The 21,836-nt window shown below is 63.2% G+C and carries 18 protein-coding genes; 2 read left to right on the top strand and 16 right to left on the bottom strand.

Going from position 1 to position 21,836, the window contains the following annotated elements; all coding sequences use genetic code 11:
• Positions 1-49 precede the first annotated feature (49 nt).
• On the top strand, positions 50-688 hold the full coding sequence (locus tag RS897_RS01310; RefSeq protein WP_315834819.1) for an outer membrane protein: 639 nt from the start codon (positions 50-52) through the stop codon (positions 686-688).
• A gap of 48 nt (positions 689-736) precedes the next feature.
• Here the strand turns inward: RS897_RS01310 and RS897_RS01315 are convergent, their stop codons facing one another.
• The 5 genes from RS897_RS01315 to RS897_RS01335 all read right to left on the bottom strand — a co-directional run bounded on the left by RS897_RS01315 (position 737) and on the right by RS897_RS01335 (position 8,031).
• Entirely contained in the window at positions 737-1,795 is a 1,059-nt protein-coding gene (locus tag RS897_RS01315) for a peptidoglycan-binding protein (RefSeq protein WP_315834820.1), read from the bottom strand.
• 253 nt (positions 1,796-2,048) lie between these two features.
• Positions 2,049-2,699: a response regulator gene (locus tag RS897_RS01320; RefSeq protein WP_315834821.1), complete on the bottom strand. Its 651-nt coding sequence runs from the start codon at positions 2,697-2,699 to the stop codon at positions 2,049-2,051.
• The gene (locus tag RS897_RS01325; protein ID WP_407654409.1) at positions 2,696-6,235 is read right to left on the bottom strand and encodes a hybrid sensor histidine kinase/response regulator; all 3,540 of its coding nucleotides are present in this window, start codon (positions 6,233-6,235) and stop codon (positions 2,696-2,698) included. Before RS897_RS01325 ends, RS897_RS01320 begins: the two co-directional genes overlap by 4 nt.
• 178 nt (positions 6,236-6,413) lie before the next feature.
• Positions 6,414-7,904: a monocarboxylate uptake permease MctP gene (mctP, locus tag RS897_RS01330; RefSeq protein ID WP_315834823.1), complete on the bottom strand. Its 1,491-nt coding sequence runs from the start codon at positions 7,902-7,904 to the stop codon at positions 6,414-6,416.
• On the bottom strand, positions 7,894-8,031 hold the full coding sequence (locus tag RS897_RS01335; RefSeq protein ID WP_315838943.1) for a DUF3311 domain-containing protein: 138 nt from the start codon (positions 8,029-8,031) through the stop codon (positions 7,894-7,896). The genes mctP and RS897_RS01335 overlap by 11 nt, the downstream gene beginning before the upstream one ends.
• A gap of 327 nt (positions 8,032-8,358) precedes the next feature.
• On the opposite strand from RS897_RS01335, the gene RS897_RS01340 reads away from it, so the two are divergent.
• Positions 8,359-8,841 carry a hypothetical protein gene (locus tag RS897_RS01340; RefSeq protein WP_315834824.1) on the top strand — a complete coding sequence of 161 codons (483 nt, stop codon included), beginning with the start codon at positions 8,359-8,361 and terminating at the stop codon, positions 8,839-8,841.
• Between the two features lie 25 nt (positions 8,842-8,866).
• On the opposite strand, the gene RS897_RS01345 is transcribed toward RS897_RS01340, so the two are convergent.
• The 11 genes from RS897_RS01345 to RS897_RS01395 all read right to left on the bottom strand — a co-directional run bounded on the left by RS897_RS01345 (position 8,867) and on the right by RS897_RS01395 (position 21,698).
• The gene (locus RS897_RS01345) at positions 8,867-10,447 is read right to left on the bottom strand and encodes a serine hydrolase domain-containing protein (RefSeq protein ID WP_315834825.1); all 1,581 of its coding nucleotides are present in this window, start codon (positions 10,445-10,447) and stop codon (positions 8,867-8,869) included.
• Positions 10,448-10,461: 14 nt separating this feature from the next.
• Positions 10,462-12,189, bottom strand: a complete 1,728-nt coding sequence (locus RS897_RS01350; RefSeq protein ID WP_315834826.1) for a cation:proton antiporter — start codon at positions 12,187-12,189, stop codon at positions 10,462-10,464.
• 68 nt (positions 12,190-12,257) lie between these two features.
• Positions 12,258-13,196: a LysR family transcriptional regulator gene (locus RS897_RS01355; protein WP_315834827.1), complete on the bottom strand. Its 939-nt coding sequence runs from the start codon at positions 13,194-13,196 to the stop codon at positions 12,258-12,260.
• Between the two features lie 372 nt (positions 13,197-13,568).
• A complete protein-coding gene (locus tag RS897_RS01360) occupies positions 13,569-14,201 on the bottom strand; it encodes a TetR/AcrR family transcriptional regulator (RefSeq protein WP_315834828.1) in 633 nt (210 codons plus the stop codon).
• 377 nt (positions 14,202-14,578) lie between these two features.
• On the bottom strand, positions 14,579-16,804 hold the full coding sequence (locus RS897_RS01365; protein ID WP_315834829.1) for a xanthine dehydrogenase family protein molybdopterin-binding subunit: 2,226 nt from the start codon (positions 16,802-16,804) through the stop codon (positions 14,579-14,581).
• Positions 16,801-17,265, bottom strand: coding sequence for a (2Fe-2S)-binding protein (locus tag RS897_RS01370; protein ID WP_315834830.1), 465 nt, complete (start codon positions 17,263-17,265; stop codon positions 16,801-16,803). The genes RS897_RS01365 and RS897_RS01370 overlap by 4 nt, the downstream gene beginning before the upstream one ends.
• Positions 17,266-17,295: 30 nt before the next feature.
• Positions 17,296-17,745, bottom strand: a complete 450-nt coding sequence (locus RS897_RS01375) for a DoxX family protein (protein WP_315834831.1) — start codon at positions 17,743-17,745, stop codon at positions 17,296-17,298.
• Positions 17,746-18,023: 278 nt separating this feature from the next.
• Entirely contained in the window at positions 18,024-18,998 is a 975-nt protein-coding gene (locus tag RS897_RS01380; RefSeq protein WP_315834832.1) for an NAD(P)H-dependent flavin oxidoreductase, read from the bottom strand.
• Between the two features lie 95 nt (positions 18,999-19,093).
• Positions 19,094-19,507: a Rieske (2Fe-2S) protein gene (locus RS897_RS01385; protein ID WP_315834833.1), complete on the bottom strand. Its 414-nt coding sequence runs from the start codon at positions 19,505-19,507 to the stop codon at positions 19,094-19,096.
• On the bottom strand, positions 19,504-20,616 hold the full coding sequence (locus tag RS897_RS01390; protein ID WP_315834834.1) for an amidohydrolase family protein: 1,113 nt from the start codon (positions 20,614-20,616) through the stop codon (positions 19,504-19,506). Before RS897_RS01390 ends, RS897_RS01385 begins: the two co-directional genes overlap by 4 nt.
• Complete coding sequence (locus RS897_RS01395; RefSeq protein WP_315834835.1) at positions 20,613-21,698, bottom strand: amidohydrolase family protein; 1,086 nt, start codon at positions 21,696-21,698, stop codon at positions 20,613-20,615. The genes RS897_RS01390 and RS897_RS01395 overlap by 4 nt, the downstream gene beginning before the upstream one ends.
• Between the last annotated feature and the right edge of the window lie 138 nt (positions 21,699-21,836).

Raw genomic sequence — 21,836 nt, forward strand, 5'->3', positions numbered from 1 at the left:
CGACCCGACAGGTGCGAACGGCTGGGCACGTGCAGTCTGGAGTGAAGCGATGTTGTCGCGAAAAGCCCTGGTCCTTGTGGCCGTCATTGCCGCGCTTGCCATGTGCGGTGCGCGCCTGGCGCGCGCTGGTGACTACTACGGTTATAACAAGGCTCCCGCTTATTACGTGCCGCCGGTGTTCGCATGGAGCGGCTTCTACGTCGGCGCACATGGCGGGCTGTCGTTCACCGGCATGCCGAACCCGTTCGCTGGCCGCAACGGCCTCGCCGCTGGCCTGCAGGCCGGCTACATGTACCAGATGGGCGTGGCCGTGCTGGGCGCGGAAATCGAAGGCTCTTATCTCGGCGGCACCGAACACAGGGTGTTTGGCGGAACGCTGGAAGAAACCTGGCGCGGCGCGCTCAAGGCGAGAGGCGGCCTGACCTTCGGTCAGACCCTGCTTTACGGCACGGCGGGTCTCGCAGTAACCAAGTTCGCGCCCACAGACGGCCTCTCCGGCAGCAGCTCATGGAAAAGCGGCTATCTGCTCGGCGGCGGCATCGAGCAGGGTTTCGGCGGCGGACTCTCCGCCAGGGTCGAGTACAACTACATCAATACGCCCGATGTAAAATCAACCTCGGCGTTCGGGGCCCGTCGTACCGATATCAACAGCCACGTGCTCAAGGCCGGGATCAATTACCGGTTCTAGAAGCCCCGCAAGAAATGCCGCCCGATCCAGGTATCCAGTGGCGTTCACTCAGCTTAGCGGGATCGTGATGTTCTTCAGAGCCGCTTCGGCGGCAAAATAGGCGTAGAGATCGGCGGTCCGCAGCGCGGTCCAGTTGCTGACCTTCAGAAAATTGGCGTGGGTGTCGTAGGTATGATCGCCGATCCGGGCGCTGCTGTTGACGGGCGGCCCGACAAAATGGGCGAGCTCGTGGATGATGGTCAGGATCAGCTCATTGTCCGCGGTGCCCAACAAGCCCGATACGGCGAAGAAAATCGTGTCCTGGCGCAATCTGCGCGGGCCCGCATAATTGTCGTCCCCGGACAACCGCGGCGTGCCGTCGCGTCGCCGCTGGTGCCAGCCGCCATAGAAGGTGTAGGCGGCGTATTTATCCGATGCCGCCGTTCCGTCCATCGGGTCCGGCTGGAAATGGCCGACGCCCCACCCGAACATCGGTGCCTCGAGCAGCGAACCGGTCAACACCGTCTGCATCGAACCGTAGATGTTGCGGACCGACTGCAACTGATGCAGGCGCATGTGCTGCGACACCTTGTCGGCATGAAAATATTTGTTGAACAGGTCCATTTCCCGCTTGCCGATATCGTGCAGGGCGGGAAATGGGTCATGCCGGTCGAGCTTGCCTTTTCGGGCGTACTCGATCGCCATGTCGATCTTGAGCTGAGCGCTCTCCGTCCAGCGACGGGCTTTCGGCAGCAGGCCGCCGATTTTGGCAATGAATGCGTCGTTCACCGCCGCTGTCGGTTTCGGCATCCGGTTGAGCGCCTTCATGGTCGCGCCATTCGGGTCGACGCGACCGTCAGCGCGCCCGATTTTCTGGTGCCTTTGATAGTTCTCAATCGCGGCAATGGTGTCCTGGTCGCAGATCCCGTTCAGCGCCAGCCTCGGCATCGGTCCGCCATCCGTCACCTTCTCTGAATTCAAGGCCGCCTGGATTCTCCGCACATCGTCATACTGATTTCGTCCGTGACGCCCCACCGAACCGGTGATGTCGAAGAAGTGCCCTTCGCTTCGCGGGGCGCAGAGACGACATCCGCCTTTTCGACTGCGGACGAGGATCTGCTCTGTCATGGGTGCTCCTGACCGATGATGTGATTGCGCGTGGAACCAGCCGAGCATTCGTCGGGGCTTGGTTGGCGCTGGTTCAGTCACGAGGCCGCGACTGCGGCAGTTGCACGACTCATCGGGCCGTCCTCCGATCGGAGGAGACCACGCACTCACACGTGCCATCCATCTAAGGAATTGGACTTTAACACGTGCTTGAATGCTCGGTCGTCCCTGACGTGATTCCGCGCGAATGATCGGAAAGTCTGGCGCGTCGCCCCTATGACGCGTCGCCGCCGCCCGACAGACGTTCCGCCAGCACCGCCGCCTGGGTTCGCGAGCCCACGCCGAGCTTGCGCAAAATCACCGAGACGTGGCCCTTGACCGTCTGCTCGGCGATGTTGAGGTCGTTGGCGATCTGCTTGTTGAGCCTGCCGGCCACGATCATGCTGAGAATGCGCAGTTGCTGTGCCGACAGCGACGCCAGCCGCGACGCCAATTCGAGGTCGGAGCTCTGGAGCGATCCGCGGCCGCCGATATTCGGCGGCATCCAGATTTCGCCAGCAAGGATCCGCGTGACGGCATCGGCCATCGCCGGAAGGCTGAGCGACTTCGGGATATAACCGGAGGCACCATAGGCGATGGCGCGGCGGATGGTGGTCGCATCCTGCTTTGCCGAGATGATCGCAACCGGGACTGTCGGAAACTGCGCGAGCATCATGAACAGTCCGGTAAATCCCTGGATGCCCGGCATGTTGAGATCCCACAGCACCAGGTCGATCTCGTCGGGGCGCGCGGACAGCACGGCCAGAACCTCGTCGAGGGAATGACACGCCACGATGTCGAGATCGGGCAAGGCGGTGGACAGCCCCGTGCGAAGGGCGGCCTGCACCAAAGGATGGTCGTCACCAATGACGATACGTGTGGTCATGCCGCGTCATCATCCTGATCTGTCGTCAATTGCCCGCGAAGCGCCGCACCGCTCAGGAATCTCCGCAGCGCCGCCGGCTTGACCGGTTTCAGCAGAATTCCGCAACCGCGCGCCTGCGCCGCCTTGCGGACGTCCTCGCTGCGGTCGCCGGTGACCAGCAGCCCAGGAAAACCTGCACCGGATGTCTGCCCCAGCATCTGCCTGAGATCGTCGAGAAAATCCATGCCGGTACGGACGCCGTCGATATGATAGTCGACCAGCGCGACGTCCGGCCGGTTCGCAGCCGCTGCGGCAAGCGCGGTGCGGGCATCCACGGCGGTGATCACACGGTGCCCCCATCCCTCGAGCAGCGCCGTCAGTCCCTGCAGGATGGTGACGTCGTTGTCGAGACACAGGATGGTCAGCGGCTTCATGGCGGCCGATGGATTCTCCTGGGCCGGCGCAGGTTTCAGTGCGACGCCGGGTCCCTGCGCCAGCGGCACCGTGACGGCAAAGCAGGATCCCCGGCCGGGGCGCGAGCGAACGTCGACCGCATGGCCGAGCAGCCGGCTGATCCGATCCACGATCGCAAGGCCAAGGCCTGAGCCCTTGTCCGATCCGGCGCCCGGCGCGAGGCGCTGGAATTCCTCGAAGATCTTCTGCTGATATTCCGGGGCGATTCCCACGCCGGTATCCCACACTTCGAGGCGCAGCTCCGCGCCGTGACGTCGGCATCCCAGCAGGATATCGCCCCGCGGCGTATAACGGACCGCATTCGAGAGCAGGTTCTGCAGGATTCGCCGCAACAGATGCGGATCGCTGCGCACGTCGGCGCCGCATGTCACCACACGCAATGTCAGTCCGCGCTCCCGCGCCAGGGCCGAGAATTCGACCGTGAGCTGGGCCAGCACATCCGCGATCGGGAAGTCGACGAGATCCGCATGCACCGCGCCGGAATCGTAAGACGAGATGTCGAGCAGCGTATCCAGCACATGCTCGGTGGACCGCAGCGCCGTAATCGCGCTGTCGGTCAGCATCCGCTCCTTGTCGCGGGGGGATTGCCCGCCGGACGCCGGCATCGACTGCAAGCTCTCATCGAGCGCCGACAAGAACAGGCGCGCCGCGTTCAGCGGCTGCAGCAGATCGTGGCTGGCGGCGGCGAGAAACCGGGTCTTGCCGAGATTGGCCTGTTCGGCCTCCGCCTTGGCCCGCTCCAGGGCGTCGGTCCGCTCATGAACGCGCTGCTCGAGATCTTCATTGGCCCGGCGCAAGGCTTCCGCCGCGCGATAGCGCTCCGTTACATCGGTATAGGTCGAGACATAACCGCCCTCGGCAATGCGATCGTAGGCGATCTCCAGCACGGTCCCATCCGGCCGCTTGCGCTCGTAGACATAGGGCCAGGTCTGGATCGAGACATCGCGATTGACCAATAGGGCCGCGAATTCGGCCTCCCCGTATTCGTCGCGGCCGACATTGAACTGGATCAGTTCGGCGAGCGGCCAACCGACGTGCACGAGGTCGCGCGGAAGATCCAGCAGCTCGATGAAGCGGCCGTTCCAGGCCGAGATGTTGAAGTCGGCATCGAATGCACAGATGCCCTGCGGCACGCTCTCCAGCACGCCCTGCAGCAGGCGGCGGTTGAAGCGGAGCGCCTCGGAGGCCTCGTCGAGCATCGCCATGGCCGCGCGCCGCGACAGCGAATGTCCTTCCAAGGACGCCGCGATCACCACCCGCGCCGACGCCGCCCCGATCGCGCCAGCCAGAAGGTGTTCCGTGAAGCGAATCGAATCAAGGTCGACCAGGCCGGACTGGTCGAAACGCGGACCGCGTCCGGACCGGCGCGCCGCGATGTAGCTGTCGAACTGGGCCGCACCGCGTTCGGCGCCGACAAAGCGGATGGCCAGCGAGCGCAGATCGTCAAACCGCACCACGACCCGTGACGACAGCATTGACGATATCTCGTGCGGGGCGCCATGGGTGAAGGCGGACGCCTGGTTGCGCTCGACCGCCGATTGCTTGCCGAACAGCGACAGCGCCACAAAACAGATCACATTGGCGCTCAGGCTCCACAAGGTGGCGTGCGAGATCGGATCGAGGTTGTCGAAGCCGAACAGCGCATCGGGCCTGAGCCAGGCGAGTTGCCACAAGCCATCGCGCACGATCCGGTCGGCCGCGGGCCACAGCGGCGCCGCAGACGGGAGCAGCAGCGTGTAGCCCCATACCAGGAAGCCCACCGCGATCCCGACGGATGCGCCGATTTTGTTGGCACGTGTCCAGAACAGCCCGCCGATGAAAGCCGGCCCGAACTGCGCCACGGCGACAAACGAAAGCAGCCCGATCACCGTCAACGGGTAAGCCTGGTTGACCAGGCGGTGCATCAGATAGGCCAGCAGCAGAATGCCGACAATCGAGAGCCGTCGCACCGTCACCAGCGCCGAGGACACCGACCAGGTCTCCGCGCGCCGGCCAAGGAAGCGCCAGCGCAGCAACAACGGCATGATGACATCGTTGCACAGCATGGTGCTCAGCGCCACCGATGTCATGATCACCATGCCGGTTGCCGCCGACAAACCACCGAGGAATGCAATCAGGCTGACGGCTTTCGCGTTCGCGACAATCGGCAGCGCGATGACGTAACTGTCGGGATCCGTCACCGACCCGAACATGGCCATTCCCGCCACCGCGACCGGCAGGATCAGCAGGCTGAAAAACGCGAGATAAACCGGATAAAGCCAGGCGGCGACACGGGTGTGTCCCGGCGTCTCGTTCTCGACAATGGCGACATGGAACGCCTGCGGCAGGCAGAGGAAGGCAATCGCCGAGATGATGATGTTCGACAGCCAGACCGGCTGGCTGAGGTCGAACGTGAACACCTTGCCGAGCTGTGGATCGGATTGCAGCTGCGCCCAGAGCCCGGACACTCCACCGGACATGCCGAACAGCACGAACAGCGCGACCACCAGGAACGCGACCAGCTTGACGACGCTTTCGAACGCGATCGCCAGCATCAGGCCGCGATGGTGTTCGCTGGCATTGATGTGCCGCACGCCGAAGACGATCGCGAACAGCGCCATCGACGCCGCGACGCCGAAGGCCGAATCCTGCCAGAACCGCAGCGCCTCGCCGCCGGCCGGTCCCGGCAGCAGCACCAGATAATCAAAGCTCTTGCCGACCGCCTTCAGCTGCAGCGCGATATAGGGCAGCACCCCGAGCAGCGACGCCAGCGTTACCAGCGCGGCGAGTGACTGGCTTTTGCCATAACGCGCGGCGATGAAGTCGGAAATCGAGGTGACGTTTTGCGCCTTGGCGATCGCGATCACCTTGGACAAAATCCGCTGGCCAAATATCAGCACCAATGTCGGGCCGACATAGATCGTGATGAAATCGAGGCCGCTACCTGCGGCACGGCCCACCGAGCCGTAGAAGCTCCAGGAGGTGTTGTAGACCGCCAGTGTCAGGCAATAGCCGACCGCGGCGACCCAGGATCCCGGCGACACCAGCGGGCCGTTCACGCTCCGGCGATCGCCCCACCAGGCGATCAGGAACAGCGTGGTCACGTACGCCGCTGCAATCGCTAGGACAAACCACCCCTGCAAAACATCCTCGTCAAGGCTTCCTGGGGCGTGGATTTATACACCCTCTTGCCGGCCTTAAACTGGCTTTAGGCCGGCTTTGCAATGCCGGATGGCCTGTGGCGGCGACCGGAGAGGCCGGGCGCCGCCACAGATGGCTAATTTAGGCCGGACTCTTAGCCGGGCCCGTCTGTTGCAGGCCGCGGAGCGCGAGGTTGACCACCACCGCCACCACGATATTGGCCGCCAGCGCCAGCAGCCCGGTGTAGATGGCGATGCTGCCCATCCCGAAGTCGATGGTGTGCAGCGGCTTCAGTCCATCGGACCAGGCCAGCACCGAGCCACCGACCAGCCCGACCGCCCAGCCGACCAGCAGCGCCTTGCTGGAGAACCAGTTCAGGTACAGGCCGAACACCAATGCCGGCAGCGTCTGCAGGATCCACAGACCGCCAAGCAACTGCAGATCGAGCGCGAATTGTGTCGGCATCAGCAGGATGGCGAGCAGCGCGCCGACCTTCACCAGCATCGAGGTGTTCTTGGCGACCTTGGCCTCACCCGCCGGCGTGACGGCCGGATTGATCCAGACTTTCCAGAAGTTGCGGGTGAACAGATTGGCCGCGCCGATGCTCATCACCGCAGCCGGAACCAGGGCCCCGATTGCGATCGCCGCGAACGCAAAGCCGGCGAACCAGCCCGGAAACAGCGTCTTGAACAATTCCGGCACCACATCATTGTTGCTGGCGAGTTTGAGGCCGGCGGCATGGCCCATATAGCCCAGCAGCGCGAGCAGCCCGAGCAGCAAGGTATAGGCGGGCAGCAGGATGGCATTCTTGCGAATGGTGTTCTCGCCTGACGACGCGAAGATCCCGGTCAGCGTGTGCGGATACATGAAGGCCGCAAGCGCCGAGCCCAGCGCCAGCGACGCATAGGGGAAGATCTGCGCCGGCGACAGCAGAATGCCGCCCGATCCCTTGGCTTTGAACGCGGTATCGGCCGCGGTGAAGATCGCACCATAACCGCCGAGTTTCGACGGCACGATCGCGATCGCGGCAATCACCACGATATAGATCATGATGTCCTTGACGAAAGCGATCAGCGCCGGCGCACGCAGCCCCGACGAGTAGGTGTAGAGCGCCAGCACCAGGAAGGCGAGGACCAGAGGAATCTCGCCGTGCAGCCCCAGCGCCTTGATGGCGACCTCCATGCCGATCAATTGCAAGGCGATGTACGGCATGGTGGCGAGCACGCCGGTGGCCGCTACCGCGAGCTCCAGACTGCGCGATCCATACGCGCCGCGAACGACGTCGCCCGCGGTGACATAACCCTTGTCCTTCGCCACTCTCCACAGCACCGGCATTACCGCGAACACGAACGGGTAGACGATGATGGTGTAGGGCAGCGCGAAAAAGCCGTAGGCGCCGACCGCATAGACCAGCGCCGGAACGGCGATCACCGTGTAGGCGGTGTAGAAGTCGCCACCGACCAGGAACCAGGTGATCCAGGTGCCGAACTTGCGACCGCCGAGCCCCCATTCATCAAGATGGGCCAGCGTCTCCGGCTTGCGCCATCGCGACGCCACGAAGCCCATGCCGGTCACCAGGACGAACAGGGCGATGAAAACGGTCAAAGCCGCGCTGTCGACATTAGCCGTCATGGCGCGTGCTCCTGTAGACGATGAAAGTCAGGAGCGAGGTCAGCGGCACCCAGGCGAGCTGGTACCAATAGAAGAAGGGAAAGCCGAACAGAGACGGATCCTTGATGTTGTAGAACGGCACAATCATCAGGCCGACGAACGGCAACAGCAGCAGCAGGCGTATCAAGCGCTCCTCCCATGTTCATGACAACGACGCGCACGTTTGCGGGCGCAACTTGAGCGCGATAGTGCGCCAAACGGCCGCAAAGCTCCCGCCCTACCTTGGGTCTGCCGGACCCCAGTACTTTGGTATGGGGCAGTCGGAGAGAGACGCTGGGGACATCGCGGGTAGCCACACTCGTCGCCGGCGGGAGCAATGTTTCCCCGCCGGGAGCACGATTTTGCGCGAATCCGAACGCAAAGCGGACGTGACCTGCTGCTCAACTCGCTGTGGTCATGATGCAGGAGGCATTCCATGCAAGGACAAATGAAGCAGAGATTGAATTACTCGAGATTGAAATACTTGGCGGCTGCAGCAGTGCTATCGACGCTAGCGATCTCACCAGCACTGGCAGGAGACCTGCTGCTGCCGGAAGACTCGCTTTACCCGAGAGCTCCGCAACATCGTTATGAGCCGGGCCCGTACACTTATCAGGATAACTACGGCAGCTATCGCGGCCCCTACAGGACGCGCCGGTCCACCACGACGTACGAAGAAGTCCCGGTTTATGAACGCCGCGAGCCCGGCTTCTGGCCGGCGGATGTCGTTGGCGGCGCGATCGGAACGGCGGGCGCGATCGCAAGCGGTGCGGTCGAGACCGCAGGCGCGATCGCGACGGCACCGTTCCGCGCCGACACTTATGAAAGCAACGACGACGTTTATAACAACGACGATGGCGTCTGTCAGCCCGGGACTCATTTCCGCGGTCCGGACGGGCTGTGGCGCCGCTGCCGGTAAGCGCAGCCCGCAGCGGGCGGCTCAATCAGCCGCCCGTAACCTGTGCCCTGCCGACCAGAACAGGCATATCGAGCGCCGCCGAATTGACGTTGACACTGCGGCTCAAGCGCAGCAGTGGTCCTTCGAACACGCATTCGACGGTGTCGCGGAACGCGGATTCGACAAACACCCAGATCATCACGAAGGTTCTGGTATCGCGCCACGCACCGCTGGCGATCACACGCATGACATCGGGCTGATATTCGTGGTGCAGCTTGTTGCCGGTCATGGTGGTGGAGCCCTCCACCGCCTGCCCAAGGCCGACCTCGATGGTGTGGATGCCGCGATCGTCCTCCAGCACAAAGCGGCAGCCTTTGTCCGCAAACGTGAGGCTGACCGATTTGATCGCGTCGGCATTCTCGGGAAACTGATATTTTTTCGCCGAAACATACGGCACCACCGACGATGACGAGAGCGCTGGCTGCGGCAGCAGGCGCAGGTTCGCTGTCCGGGCCGCGAGGGCTTTTCCGTCGCGGCTGTGAGCTGTGACCGAAGCCGACAGCATCGCGGGCGTATGCTGGAAAACCAGCTTGGTGAAACCCGCCCCGCCGGGGATGCCCGACGTGATCGCCAGCACGGCGTTATGCTTCGGAAACACGAAGCTGAGCTGGCTGAACAGGCCATTGGCATAATATGCGCCGTCCGGCCCGAGCCACCATTGATACCCATAGGTATCCTTGACATGCGGCGACTGCACCGCCGCCACCCAGTCCGCGGGCAGCACCTGCTTGCCGTTCCAGCGGCCGTTCTGGGCATGCAGGATGCCGAGCTTGAGGCTGTCGACGGTCTTCCAGCTCAGGCCGTTCGCGCCCGGCGAGATGTTCTCCGGCCCCACTGGCCACTGATAGCCGGTGATGCCGAGCGGATCGAACAGACGCGTCTTGAGATAATCGGCGAGCGGCTGTCCGGTGACCTTGGTGACGATGGCGGACAACAGATAGGTCGCCGCACTGGTGTAGACCCATTTGGTGCCCGGCTGATAGACGACCGGAATCTTGAAGAACTCCGCAACCCAGCTGGTCTTGATCGGTCGCCAGACCGACCCCGACACCATATGCGCATGGCCGGTCCGCATGGTCAGCAGATCCTCGACCGTCATGGCTGCAAGCTTGTCGTCGACGGTGTCGGGCAAGTGCTCCCTAAAGAACGACACCACCTTGTCCCGCAGATTGAAGCGCCCTTCGGCGATGGCGAGTCCGACGGCACACACCGCGACACTCTTGGTGAGCGAATGCATCATGTGGACGCGATCCGCCCGATAGGGCGACCACCAGCCCTCCGCCACCACATGGCCATTGCGCCACAGCATGAAACTGTGCAGCTCAAAGCCCTGGCGGTCGACGTCATCGAGAAAATCAAGGATGGCGCGTGGCGCGATGCCCTGGTCTTCGGGGCGGCTGCGCGCGAGACCGTCGGACGCGGCCATGGCCAAACACCAATCCGCGTCACCGGCCACCATGGCGACGGATCCGCCAAGCAGCAGTGTCAGCGCCGCGCGGCGTGACGGCTTCAGCCCGTGGCCAGTTCCGGAGATGTGATGCGCCAGCGTCTTCGCGTCGTTCAGCATCGCCCATCCTTTTGCTACGGCAGCACCTCGCGCCGCTCGGCCAGCAGTTGATCGAGCTCCGCCTTCTTCTCGTCGAGCAGGCTGTCGTCGACGGCTTCGATGGCGCTCAGGAGTTCACGGGCGTCGCTGATCCGCGGCACCGTGACGTAGTCTGCACCCGCGGCATAGATATCGGGCACGTCGGACAGGAAATCCGCCGTCGCGATCACCTTGGCGGTCGTATTCAGCGACCGCACATGGCGCACCAGCTTCTCGTTGTTGGCGCCTTTCAGCAACGAATCCGGCACGCTCAGGATGATGATCTCGGCACTGGCAATCCCGGCGTGCAGCAGTGTGTCGACATTGCTGATATCGCCGTAAATGACATGGAGGCCACGGGCCTTCAGGTTGCTGAACACCACCGGATTGAAATCGACCACACTGACCTGTTCGAGCAGCGATGGATTCTGCCGTTCGATCTCGCTGAGCAATGCACTGGCAGAGCGGAAGAAGCCGAGGATCACAATCCGCCGCCCGGCACCATGGCCGTCGCCATGAGCCTCGCCATCGACGCCAACGTGGTCGAGGTCGCGCAGTCCCATCCGCTTCAGCAAGGGAATCGACCAGCGGCAGATCGGATCGCTCTGGGTGATCATGAAGGTGGAGAGCACGGCCAGCACCACGAAGGCGAACGATACCGCACTCGAAGTCGCCGTGCTGAGATGGCCGGCGGCGATGCCGACCTGGATCACCACCAGCGAGAATTCGCTGATCTGCGCCAGATTAAGCGCCGGCAACAGGCTGGCGCGCAGCCCCTGCTTCATCAAATAGAGGGGCACGAAGGTGGTGACCAGTCGGCTCACCACCGTGAACGCCGCAATCACCAGCGCAAAACCGACCACCGACAGGCTGGGAATCGGAATCGTCATGCCGAGCGCGACAAAGAACAGCGTGATGAAGAAATCACGCAGCGTCGTGACCTTGGCCGTGACGTCAAGGGCATAGGGGAAGGTCGAAAGCGAGACGCCGGCCACCAGCGAACCCATCTCGCGCGACAGATGCAGCTTTTCGGCGATCTCGCCGATCAGGAAACACCACGCCAGCGCGCCGAGCAGCACCAGTTCCGGCCGCCGCGCCACCCGGTGAAACAGCGGCGGCAACACATAACGGCTCAGCACCAGGGCGACGGCGACCAGCACGACGACGCGACCGATCGACAGCAGCACGATCGAAATCTGCAGGTTGTCGAGGCTCGGCTGCACCGCAAGAAACAGAATCGCGAAAATGTCCTGCAGCACCAGGATGCCGAGCGTGATACGCCCCGGCAACGTGTCGAGCTCGCGCTTTTCGTACAAGACCTTGACGATAATGACCGTGCTGCTCAGCGCGCAGGCGATGCAGAGATAAAGCGCATCGAAACCGCCCTTGCCCATCGGCAGCCCGATCGCCATGAAAAAGGCGATGCCGAGCAGGCAGCCGCCGACCAATTGCCCGCCGGACCCGAACAGGATCACCCGCCCGGCCCGGACGATCTTCTTCAGGTCGATTTCCAACCCGATCATGAACAGCATGAAGATCAGGCCGAGTTCGGAGATGGTGTTGATGGATTCGCGGGTGTGCACCCATCCGGTGCCGTAGGGCCCGATGATGAAGCCGGCGACCAGATAAGCGAGAATCAGCGGCTGACGCAGAAAATGCGCGGCAAGGCCCAGCGCCCATGCGAACAGGATGCAGAGCGTAATATCGCGAATCAGTTCGGCCATGCGTCCCCCGGTTGAAGAGGGACCATAAAAGGCAAATCGGCCGGCTAATGCAAGCCGGCTTTGGCCGGCTACGACGCGCGGGCCTGCCCGTTACGATCGGCGCCTGTTTCAGTCGCGAAGTCCAGGCGGGACTGCATGAATTTCGAGAATATGACGGCCTTGGCCGGCTGGTAGACCGTGCTCGGATAGATGATCCAGGCGGCCGTATCCGAAGGTCCGGTTGTGACCGCATAGTCCGGCAGCACGCGCACCAGCGTGCCGTCGTCCAGGTCCGCACCGATCATCCAGTCGGGCAGCAGCGCCGGCCCCATGTTGGCGAGCGCACATTGCCGGACCGCCAGTTCGCTCGAAAACCTCAGATTGCCGTTGACGAGCACCTGCGCCTCCTCGTCGTCGCGGCGGAAGGTCCAGCGCTCACCGTCACGCGCCGTGTCGAGCAACAGACATTGCCGGGTGCTCAGATCGACCGGAAGCAACGGATGCCCGGCCTGTTCGAGATACTGCGGGCCGGCGCACACCGAGTGGCTGGTCGAGAACAGCTTGGTCGCCGGATAGCTGATCTTCTCCCGCTCCGCGAACTGAACCGCGAGATCAATCCGTTCTGCCACCAGATCCGGCGTCCTGTCGATCAGCATCAGATCCACCGAGATGTCCGGATGCGCCTGCTTGAACTCCGGCAGCAGTGGCAGCACGCACATCATTCCGAACGCAACCGAGGTGGCGACGCGCAATTCGCCCGCCGGAGTCTTGCCGATCTCCTGCACCGCGTGCTTGGCGCGCTCCATCTGCTCGACAATCGGCTTGACCTTCTCGAAGAAGACATTGCCGGCTTCGGTGGGGACGATACGCCGCGTGCTGCGGAAGAACAGACGCGCGCCGAGCTCTTCCTCGAGCGAGGACACCACGCGTGAAATCGACGAGGGGTCGATGTTCTGATCCTTGGCCACCGCGGTGAAGGATCCGCGGCGCATCACATCGACAAAGGTCGCGAGCGCATCAATATCCATCTTCAATCCACGCGGCCCCGGACAATTCCGTCGCAATACTCTTCAAATGCAAACAACCGTCGATCGAGAGCTTATGCCAGCTGAGAGAAAGCAACGAATCGGCTAAAGCATGACGATGGCCGGTTCGCTGGATTATGCAGGGGACGCGCGTGATCGCATCTCCCATTTGAGCGATGAAGCTCACTCTCTCGGACGCCTCCATGTGGCAGCAGAGCCTCAAGGCGGGACGACGTCCATCCACCGAACGGGGGACCATGCGTTTTCAACCGCGATCTCCGCAAAAAAATCGCATGGCTCACCACGGGCGTGGAGCATAAGACGCCATGGGAGTTTTCTTCACGCGAGCCAGCGTCCGCTTTGCTGGAAGACGCTCTAACACACCGTCGGCAGCAACTGTTTTATCTGGTTGAGCAGTTCAGGGACCGCCTGGCGATCATTCGACAAATGCTTCAGCAAGGCCCGCTGGAAAAGCCCATCGAGCAGAGCGTACATGACGGCCGACTGCACCGTCGGTGTCGTACCACCAAGCTCGGCGTAACGCACCGTAATACGCCACACCATGTCCTCCAGACTCTGGTCGATTTCGACGACATCCTTGCGGAAGCCGTCCTCGAACAGCGCCTGCGCCCGCAGGTCGTACCACAGACGATGCATGGGAGCCTCGTCCCGCAACGTCTCCCCGAGCTTCTGGGTGAAGCCCTCCAACAGCTCGTCGCGGGTTTTCGATTCCGCCGTGACCTGATCATACCGGGTGACGCAGCGCGTTTTGTACTGGCGCACGCTGCAACAGATCAGATCCAGCTTGTCAGTGAAGTAGTAGTGAAACACGCCGTGGGTGAATTCCGAGTTCTGCGCGATCTCGCGCAGACTGGTCCGCGCATAGCCGAGCTCACCAAGCGTATTGAGTGCTGTTTCCGCCAGCTCCAGGCGCCGTGCCAGGAATTTCTCGTCCTGTACCGCCGTTACGATGCCAGAAAGCCGTTCTTTCGCCGTCCGCTGCGCCATTGCAGTCCCACTTGCCCCGGCCACCTGGGGACTCGCATCGCACTGTGACCGGCTCGTCAATATATGGCAACGGCCTTGTTGCCCAGAGCGGACCCGATGGTGTTGTTCTCCTGGAACACATCGGTCATCAACACTGTATATCGGACGAGCCGTCACAATTTTGAGGCCCGAGCAAACTGTGATCACACTTAGGGCTATTAGAGAAAACTTTTTCTTTCATCAATTGATGAGCTAGACTCTCCAATGGCCGTGAAGCGCGCACCTTCGCAAATCATCGCATGCCTCTTGCATCGCAACGCATCCGAACCTGACAGTTCACAGCCAAGATTTCACAGCCAAGATGGAGGCTGGCTAGATCATACGGCCAGCCAAAGAACTCACGCCAGCGCGCGCTTCACACGATCCGGCGTCATCGGCAGGTCGCGCAAGCGACGGCCGGTCGCGTGCGCGAACGCGTTGGCGAGCGCCGCGGACGCTGGCCCGAGGGATCCCTCTCCTGCTCCCAGCGAGGCCTCCGTCGGCCGGTCAATCAGCACGACCTCGACCTTGGGAATTTCGGGAAACGTCAGGATCGGATAGCTCGACCAGTCGCGCGAGGTGATCTGGCGCCGGTCGAACGTGACCTGCTCCTTCATCGTCAAGCTGATGCCCTGGAGCAGACCGCCCTCGATCTGGTTGACGACTCCATCGGGATTGATCACGCGCCCGACATCGACTGCGATCACGACCGCCGGGACGCGAATGCTGCCGCTGTCCGGATCGACCTCGACATCGAGAACCGCCGCGGCATAGGTGCCGATGTTCTTGTAGCGGGAATAGGCCACACCGCGCCCGCGCCGGCCATCGCCAGCCACCCCCGCCTTCCATTGCGCCCTTTGCGCCGCGGCTTCGAGAACCGCAATGGCCCGCGGGTCCTTCAGATGAGCGAGGCGAAAGGCGACGGGATCGGCGCCGGCGGCCAGCGCCAGCTCATCCATGAACGATTCAATGGCAAAGATGTTGCCGTGGGCTCCGAGCGTGCGCAGCGAGCCGTTGCGGATCGGCGTTTCCAGCAGCAGATGATTCCTGATCTCCTTGCGCGCGAGTTCATAGGATGGAACAGCATTGCGATCGCCATCGCCATACGGCTGCGGAATGCGCAGCGGCGGCGACTGGCCATAGGCTTTCGCCGAGTGCCACGCCGCCAGCAGGTTGACGCCCCCGGATTGGCCGGGCCGCATCGCATGGCTGTTGCTCCAGACGTCGTAAGCCCAATCGACGATCTTTCCCTCGGCAGACAAACCGGCTTCGGCCTGCATCGCCATGGCCGGGCCGAACGGCGCCCAGCCGAATTCATCGTCGCGCATCCATTGCAGCTTGACCGGCCGCCCCGCGGTCGCCCGCGCCAGCAAGGCGGCATCGAGCGCGGCATCGTCGGCGCCGTTGTGGCCATAACAACCGGAGCCGGACGTGTGCACGACGTCGACCTGCTTGAGCGGCATATCCAGCACTTTTGCAAGATCGCCACGCAGCGGATAGGCGCCCTGGGTGTGCGACCACACCGTCATGTGACCATCACGCAGCCAGGCGACCGCGCACGACGGCCCGATCGTTCCCTGCGACAAGTAGGGGCGCGTATAGACTGCCGCGATGCGTTTTGCCGTGGCAGGCAGCGGCTCCGACTGCCCACTCGCCGCGATGACGGTATCTTCGCTGCGCAGGCGCTGCAGCTCCTCGCGCAGCTTCGTCGCATCCGGCAACGCTGCGCCGTCGCTCCAGCGCGACACCTCGATCAGCCGTTGCCGCGCGGCGATCGCCTGCTCCTCGCGCTCGGCCACGACACCAAGAAAATTGCCGTCCTGAACCACGGCGATGACGCCGGGCATCGCCCGAACGCCGGCAAGATCCGTCGCAATCAGCTTTGCGCCATAATGCGGCGGCCGCATCACCCGCCCGAACACCATGCCCGGAAGACGAATGTCCTGGACGTAGGAAGCCACCGCCGTCAGCTTCGCCGGGAGGTCGGAGCGCGCCACAGAGCTTCCGACGATCTTGAGATCGCCGGCGCGTTTCGGCATGGCGTCAGCCGTCACCTCGCGCGACAGCACACCCGCATCGTCTTTCGCGATGTCCCAGTAGGAGGCCAACCGCCCGTCGCGGGTCGTGATCACGCCATCCGCAACCTTCAAATCCGCAACCGGAGCATTGAAGCGGCTGGCCGCCGCCGCAAGCAGCACGGCGCGCGCCTGGGCGCCCGCGACGCGCAATGCAGCGCCGCTCTGTTCGACCGACTGGCTGCCATAGGTGTATTGCTCATCCGGGCCGCGCGACGTATCGGCGCCGATCATCCGCACCTTGTCGAAGCCGACATCCAGCTCTTCGGCGACAATCTGGGCCAGGGACGTCAGGATGCCCTGGCCAAGCTCGGCTTTCCCAGTGAACACGGTGACGGTCCCATCAGCTTCAATCCGGATCCAGCCATCGAGCCGACGATTGGCGCGCAGGCTCATCGGCAGGCTTTGTGGCGTCTGACCGAAAGTTCGCAGCGGCGACATAGCAAACGCAGCGACGAGAACGCCGAACCCTTGTCCGAACTCACGGCGCGAAAGACCCGTCGCTCTCATAGCGCAAGCTCCGTTGCCGCACGGCGCACCGCGCGAACAATGCGGTTGTGAACGCCGCAGCGGCACAGATGGTCGGCCAGCGTCTGCTTGATCACGTCCTCGCTCGGGCTGCGCTCGCGGTCCAGCAGCGCTTTGGCCGCCATGATCATTCCATTGCTGCAATAACCGCACTGCGCGGCCTGCTCGGCAAGAAACGCCTTCTGCAACGGATGCGGCTTGTCCTGCGACCCCAGCCCTTCCAGCGTCGTCACATTGTCGTCGCCGATGGCGCTGAGCGGCGTCGAACAGGACCGCACCGCTTCACCGGCGATGACAACGGTGCAGGCACCGCACTGCCCAAGACCGCAGCCGAATTTCGGCCCGTTGAGGCCGAGATCATTGCGGAGAACGTAGAGCAATGGCGTCCCGGGCTCCGCCTGCACGACATGCGTCTTGCCGTTCACGGTCATGCGTGAAGACATGTTTCCCCCTTGTTGTTTGTTATGATGTTGTTAGCGGCGTGCCAGTGCGGCTTGCAGCGAATAGGGGCCAGCGCCGAACGCGGCGACCAGCGCCAAGCCGCCGACAAGGCCGACGTTCTTCAGGAACTGGACGGTCTGCAGCGTGACCTGGGTCTCCGGCGACGCCCAGAACGGATGGAACATCAACGTCGCCACGATGGTGAAACCAATCAACACCGCGGCGGCCTGGCGCGCCCAGATGCCGAGCAACAACGCGGTTCCGCAGCCCAGCTCTATTGCGATCGCACCGGCCGCCAGCAAATTGCCCAGCCCTTCCGCGCCGCCCGGCAGGCGCGATGCCGTGACGCCGAACGCGAGCACCTTGCCGATCCCGCTGTAATAAAACAGCGGCACGAACAGCACCCGCGCGAACAGCAGAATAACCCCATTTGCTTGCGCTGCGGTCGTGGTGGTTTTGTCAAACTCTGCCGATATCGCCATGTGTCTCCCTCATCGACGGGCTGGCCGGCCGTCGGCCAAGCCGTCTTTTCGACATCAAGGATCAGGCATCGCCCCATTACTTGTCAATGACAATGTTGCTTATGCAAATAATTGCAAAGCAAATGTGATTGGCCCCCGGAGGCACCCAGACACCGGACGGTCAAACGAAAGGCGCGCCGACCAAGGGATCGGCGCGCCTCAATTCGAGACTTCACCACGCAGCGAGAGGCTGGAGGCCGCCGGCTGCGACAACAGACGCGAACCGATCTCGCCGCGGTTCAGGCCGCGATCATGCGGCCGATGCGGACCTTGATGATCGCCTCGGCGTCGCGCACGATTCGGCCGATCAAGTCGGCGCAGGTCGGAATATCGTTGATCAGGCCCTGCACCTGGCCCGCCGACCAGATGCCGTCCTGCCAGTCGCCGGTGGCATAGACCTGCTTGCCACGGGCACCAGCCACCAGATCACGCACCTGATCGAAGGTCGCACCTTCCTTCTCCATCGCCACCACCTGCGTGCTGATGGGATTTTTGGCCACGCGCGAGGTGTTGCGCATGGTGCGGAAAATCAATTCGGTGGAACGCTCGTCATTGGCGACGATCTGGTCCTTCACCAGTTGATGGATTGGGCTCTCGACCGTCGCCATGAAGCGCGTGCCCATGTTGATGCCGTCGGCGCCCAGCGCCAGCGCGGCGGCGAGACCGCGGCCATCGCCGAAGCCGCCTGAGGCAATCATGGGGATCTTCACCTTGTCGGCCGCGGCCGGGATCAGGATCAGGCCCGGCGTGTCGTCCTCACCGGGATGGCCGGCGCATTCGAAGCCGTCGATCGAGATCGCATCGACGCCCATGCGCTCGGCGGACAGCGCATGACGCACGCTGGTGCATTTGTGAACGACCTTGATGCCATGCTTCTTGAACTCGTCGACATGCTCCTGCGGCTTGTTGCCGGCGGTCTCGACGACGGTGACGCCGCTGTCGATGATCGCCTGTCGATACTCCACATAGGGCGGCGGCTTGATGGTCGGCAGAATGGTGAGGTTCACGCCGAACGGCTTTTTGGTCAGCGTCCGCGCGCGGGCGATTTCCTTGCGCAGATCATCGGGCGTCGGCTGGGTCAGCGCGGTGATGATGCCGAGGCCACCGGCTTCTGAAACAGCGGCCGCAAGCTCGGCACGGCCGACCCACTGCATGCCGCCCTGCACGATCGGATGCTCGATGCCGACAAGCTCGGTAAAACGTGTCCTGATCATATCGCGTGTCCCTATTCCTATTTTGATTTCATTCTTGATTGATCGACTAACTAACAAACTAGGCGCGTGAGCCCCCCGACAGATCGAAGCGGGCTTCAGAGATCGACGACCACGTAATCGTTCTCGATGGACACCGCGATCGTCTCGGCGACATAAGGTCCCTTCACCACCGCGGACCCCGGCTCGACATTCACCGGATAGGCCCTGACGCGGAACTTGCGTGGATCGCAGTAGGATTGTCCGGTGCGGATATCGAACTCCCAGCCGTGCCAAGGGCAGCGCAGGATTTCGCCATGACGGGTGTATTCGATCTCGCCGGGGTTGGACGACTGCGCGAGCCCGATCAGCGGCCCCTCGCACAGCGCGGCGCCCTGGTGCGGGCAACGATTCAGCAGGCCGAAGAACTCGCCCTTGATGTTGAACACCGCGATCGGGCGATCGTCGATGGTGACGAATTTACGCGCGCCCGGCGGTAGCTCCTCGACCGGAGCGATGACGTGACGGCTCATCCGGCGATCCCGAACAACCGGCGTGCATTGCCGAGGAAGAAGGCCTCGCGCTGCGCATCGCCGACACCGGCGGGCAGCACGCGCGACGGCTCGTCGAAATCCCAGTGCGGATAATCCGTGGCGAACAGCAGCCTGTCCCAGCCGATCCAATCGATCACATCGAACAGATGATCGCGCCGTTCCGGATCTTCCATCGGCTGGGTGGTCCAGAAGATGTGGTCGCGGATATACTCCGACGGCGGCCGCTTGACGTCCGGGACCTCGCTGCGCATCCGCGCCCATGCCCGGTCGAGCCGCCATGCCAGTGACGGCACCCAGCCGAAGCCGGCCTCGATCATGATCATCTTCAGTTTCGGAAAACGCTCCAGCACGCCCTCGAGCACGATGCTGGACAGCGCCGCCTGCTGGCACTGCGAATGGCCGACCATCTCCTCGATGTAATAGCTCGGCCAGCCCGACGCCGTGATCGGGTTGCCGCCAAAGCCGAAGGCATGCACGCCGATCGGAAGGCCGGCCTCTTCCGCCGCCTGATAGATCGGCCAGTAGCGGCGCTGTCCCAGCGGCTCGACATTGCGGCTGAGCAGCAGCACCTGCACAAAATTCTTGTCCCCCGCCCGCCGGCGGATTTCGGCCGCCGCGGCCGGGCCGTCCTCATTGGCGACCACGACGGAGGCTTTCAGCCGGCTGTCCTTGCCGGTCCACTCGGCGATCTGCCAATCATTGATGGCGGAGGCGAGCGCGGCGCTGAGATCCTGGTTGCGCAGGCCCTGCCCGGTGTTGAGCGGGCAGAGCACGCCGAGCGCGACATTGTTGGGATCGAGATGCTGCTGCTGCATGAACGACAGCGATGAGCCCTGCGGCCCGCCGTCCGGCGGATAGGCATCGCGGCGCGAGGCATTGGGCTGCGCCTTGGGATAAGGCGGCCCCGACATCATGCCCTGGTAGGGATGACCGCCATAGGTTTCCAGATGCGCATGCCAGCGCTTCGCCAGGTACGGATACAGATCCTTCGAGCCCTTGCGCGCCGGATGGATATCGCAATCGGCAATCGCAGGCCGCACGGTGGTCGATGACGCGGGGGCTGTGTCCGGACGAACCTGGATGTTCATTGCATCCTCTCCTTCGGTTCCGGTTGTTGCAGGCGCGTGTAGGTGGCGAGCGGATTGTCGATCATCACCTTGCGCACGAGATCGGCCGACATTCCCTCGGGCAGCACCGCATCGCCATCGAACTGCCAGTGCGGATAGTCGGTCGAGAATAGGAGCAATTCATCGGACTGCATATGGTCGAACAGCCGGTTCAATGTCGCTGGATCCGGCGGCGCATCGACCGGCTGCAGCGAGAAGCGGATATTGCTGCGCACAATCTCCATCGGCGCGCGATCCACCCACGGCGTTTCCATGCGGATGCCGCGCCAGAATTTATGCAGCCGCCAGACATAAGCCGGCAGCCAGGTGAAGCCGGATTCCAGCATCACCATTTTCAAGTCGGGATGCCGTGCGAACACGCCTTCCACGATCAGACTGGTCAGTTGCGTCTGAAACGCCTGCGCCTGCGCGGCGTAATCCTCGATGTGATAGGAGCCCCAGCCGACCGAAGTGGGCGGATTGTGGTAGGCGCTGCCGGCATGGATGCCGATCGGCAGGCCCAGCCGCTCGGCGGCCGCATAGATCGGCCAGTAGGCACGTTTGCCCAGCGGCATATCGCCCATCACCAGCATCAGCACCTGGACGAAGCGCGGATCCTTGGCGCAGCGCTCGATTTCCGCGACCGACTTTTCCACGCTCTGCACCGGAATCACGATCGAGCCGCGCAGCCGGGCATCCTTGTCGAGCCACTCCCGCACCAGCCAGTCGTTCAGCGCCCGGCAGAACGCGTCCGCCATGTCTTCGCTGAACACCATCTGCACGCCGTAGAGCGGATTGCAGATGCCATAACGCGCGCCATAGGGATCGAGCGCGTGCGCCGTCAGATCTTCAAGACGTGCCCCCGGCTTGCCGTCGGCCGGACGCCAGTCGGGCCGCGCCGTGATCGGTGAGTTCGGCGGATAGGATTGCGACACCAGATCGGTCATGCCGCGGGTGGTCACCTGATCGCGCCAATAATCGTTGAGGTAGGGCAACAGGCTGTCGAGCCCGGGACATGCGGGATGCAGGTCGCAATCCACACCGCCAGTGATCGGTGACGTCATGACGCCCTTGTCCTTGCGTTCCGCTTCCTCGTGGTTCCGCGCGAAGCGGAGCGCCGTATGGCCGGCTTGATGGGAAAAATGCCAGCATCCGTTGGCCGGCGCCAGCGCAATCGCGCGAGACAGCCATGCAGCCCGTCA

It is taken from the genome of Bradyrhizobium prioriisuperbiae, assembly GCF_032397745.1.
Taxonomy (GTDB): Bacteria; Pseudomonadota; Alphaproteobacteria; order Rhizobiales; family Xanthobacteraceae; genus Bradyrhizobium_A; species Bradyrhizobium_A prioriisuperbiae.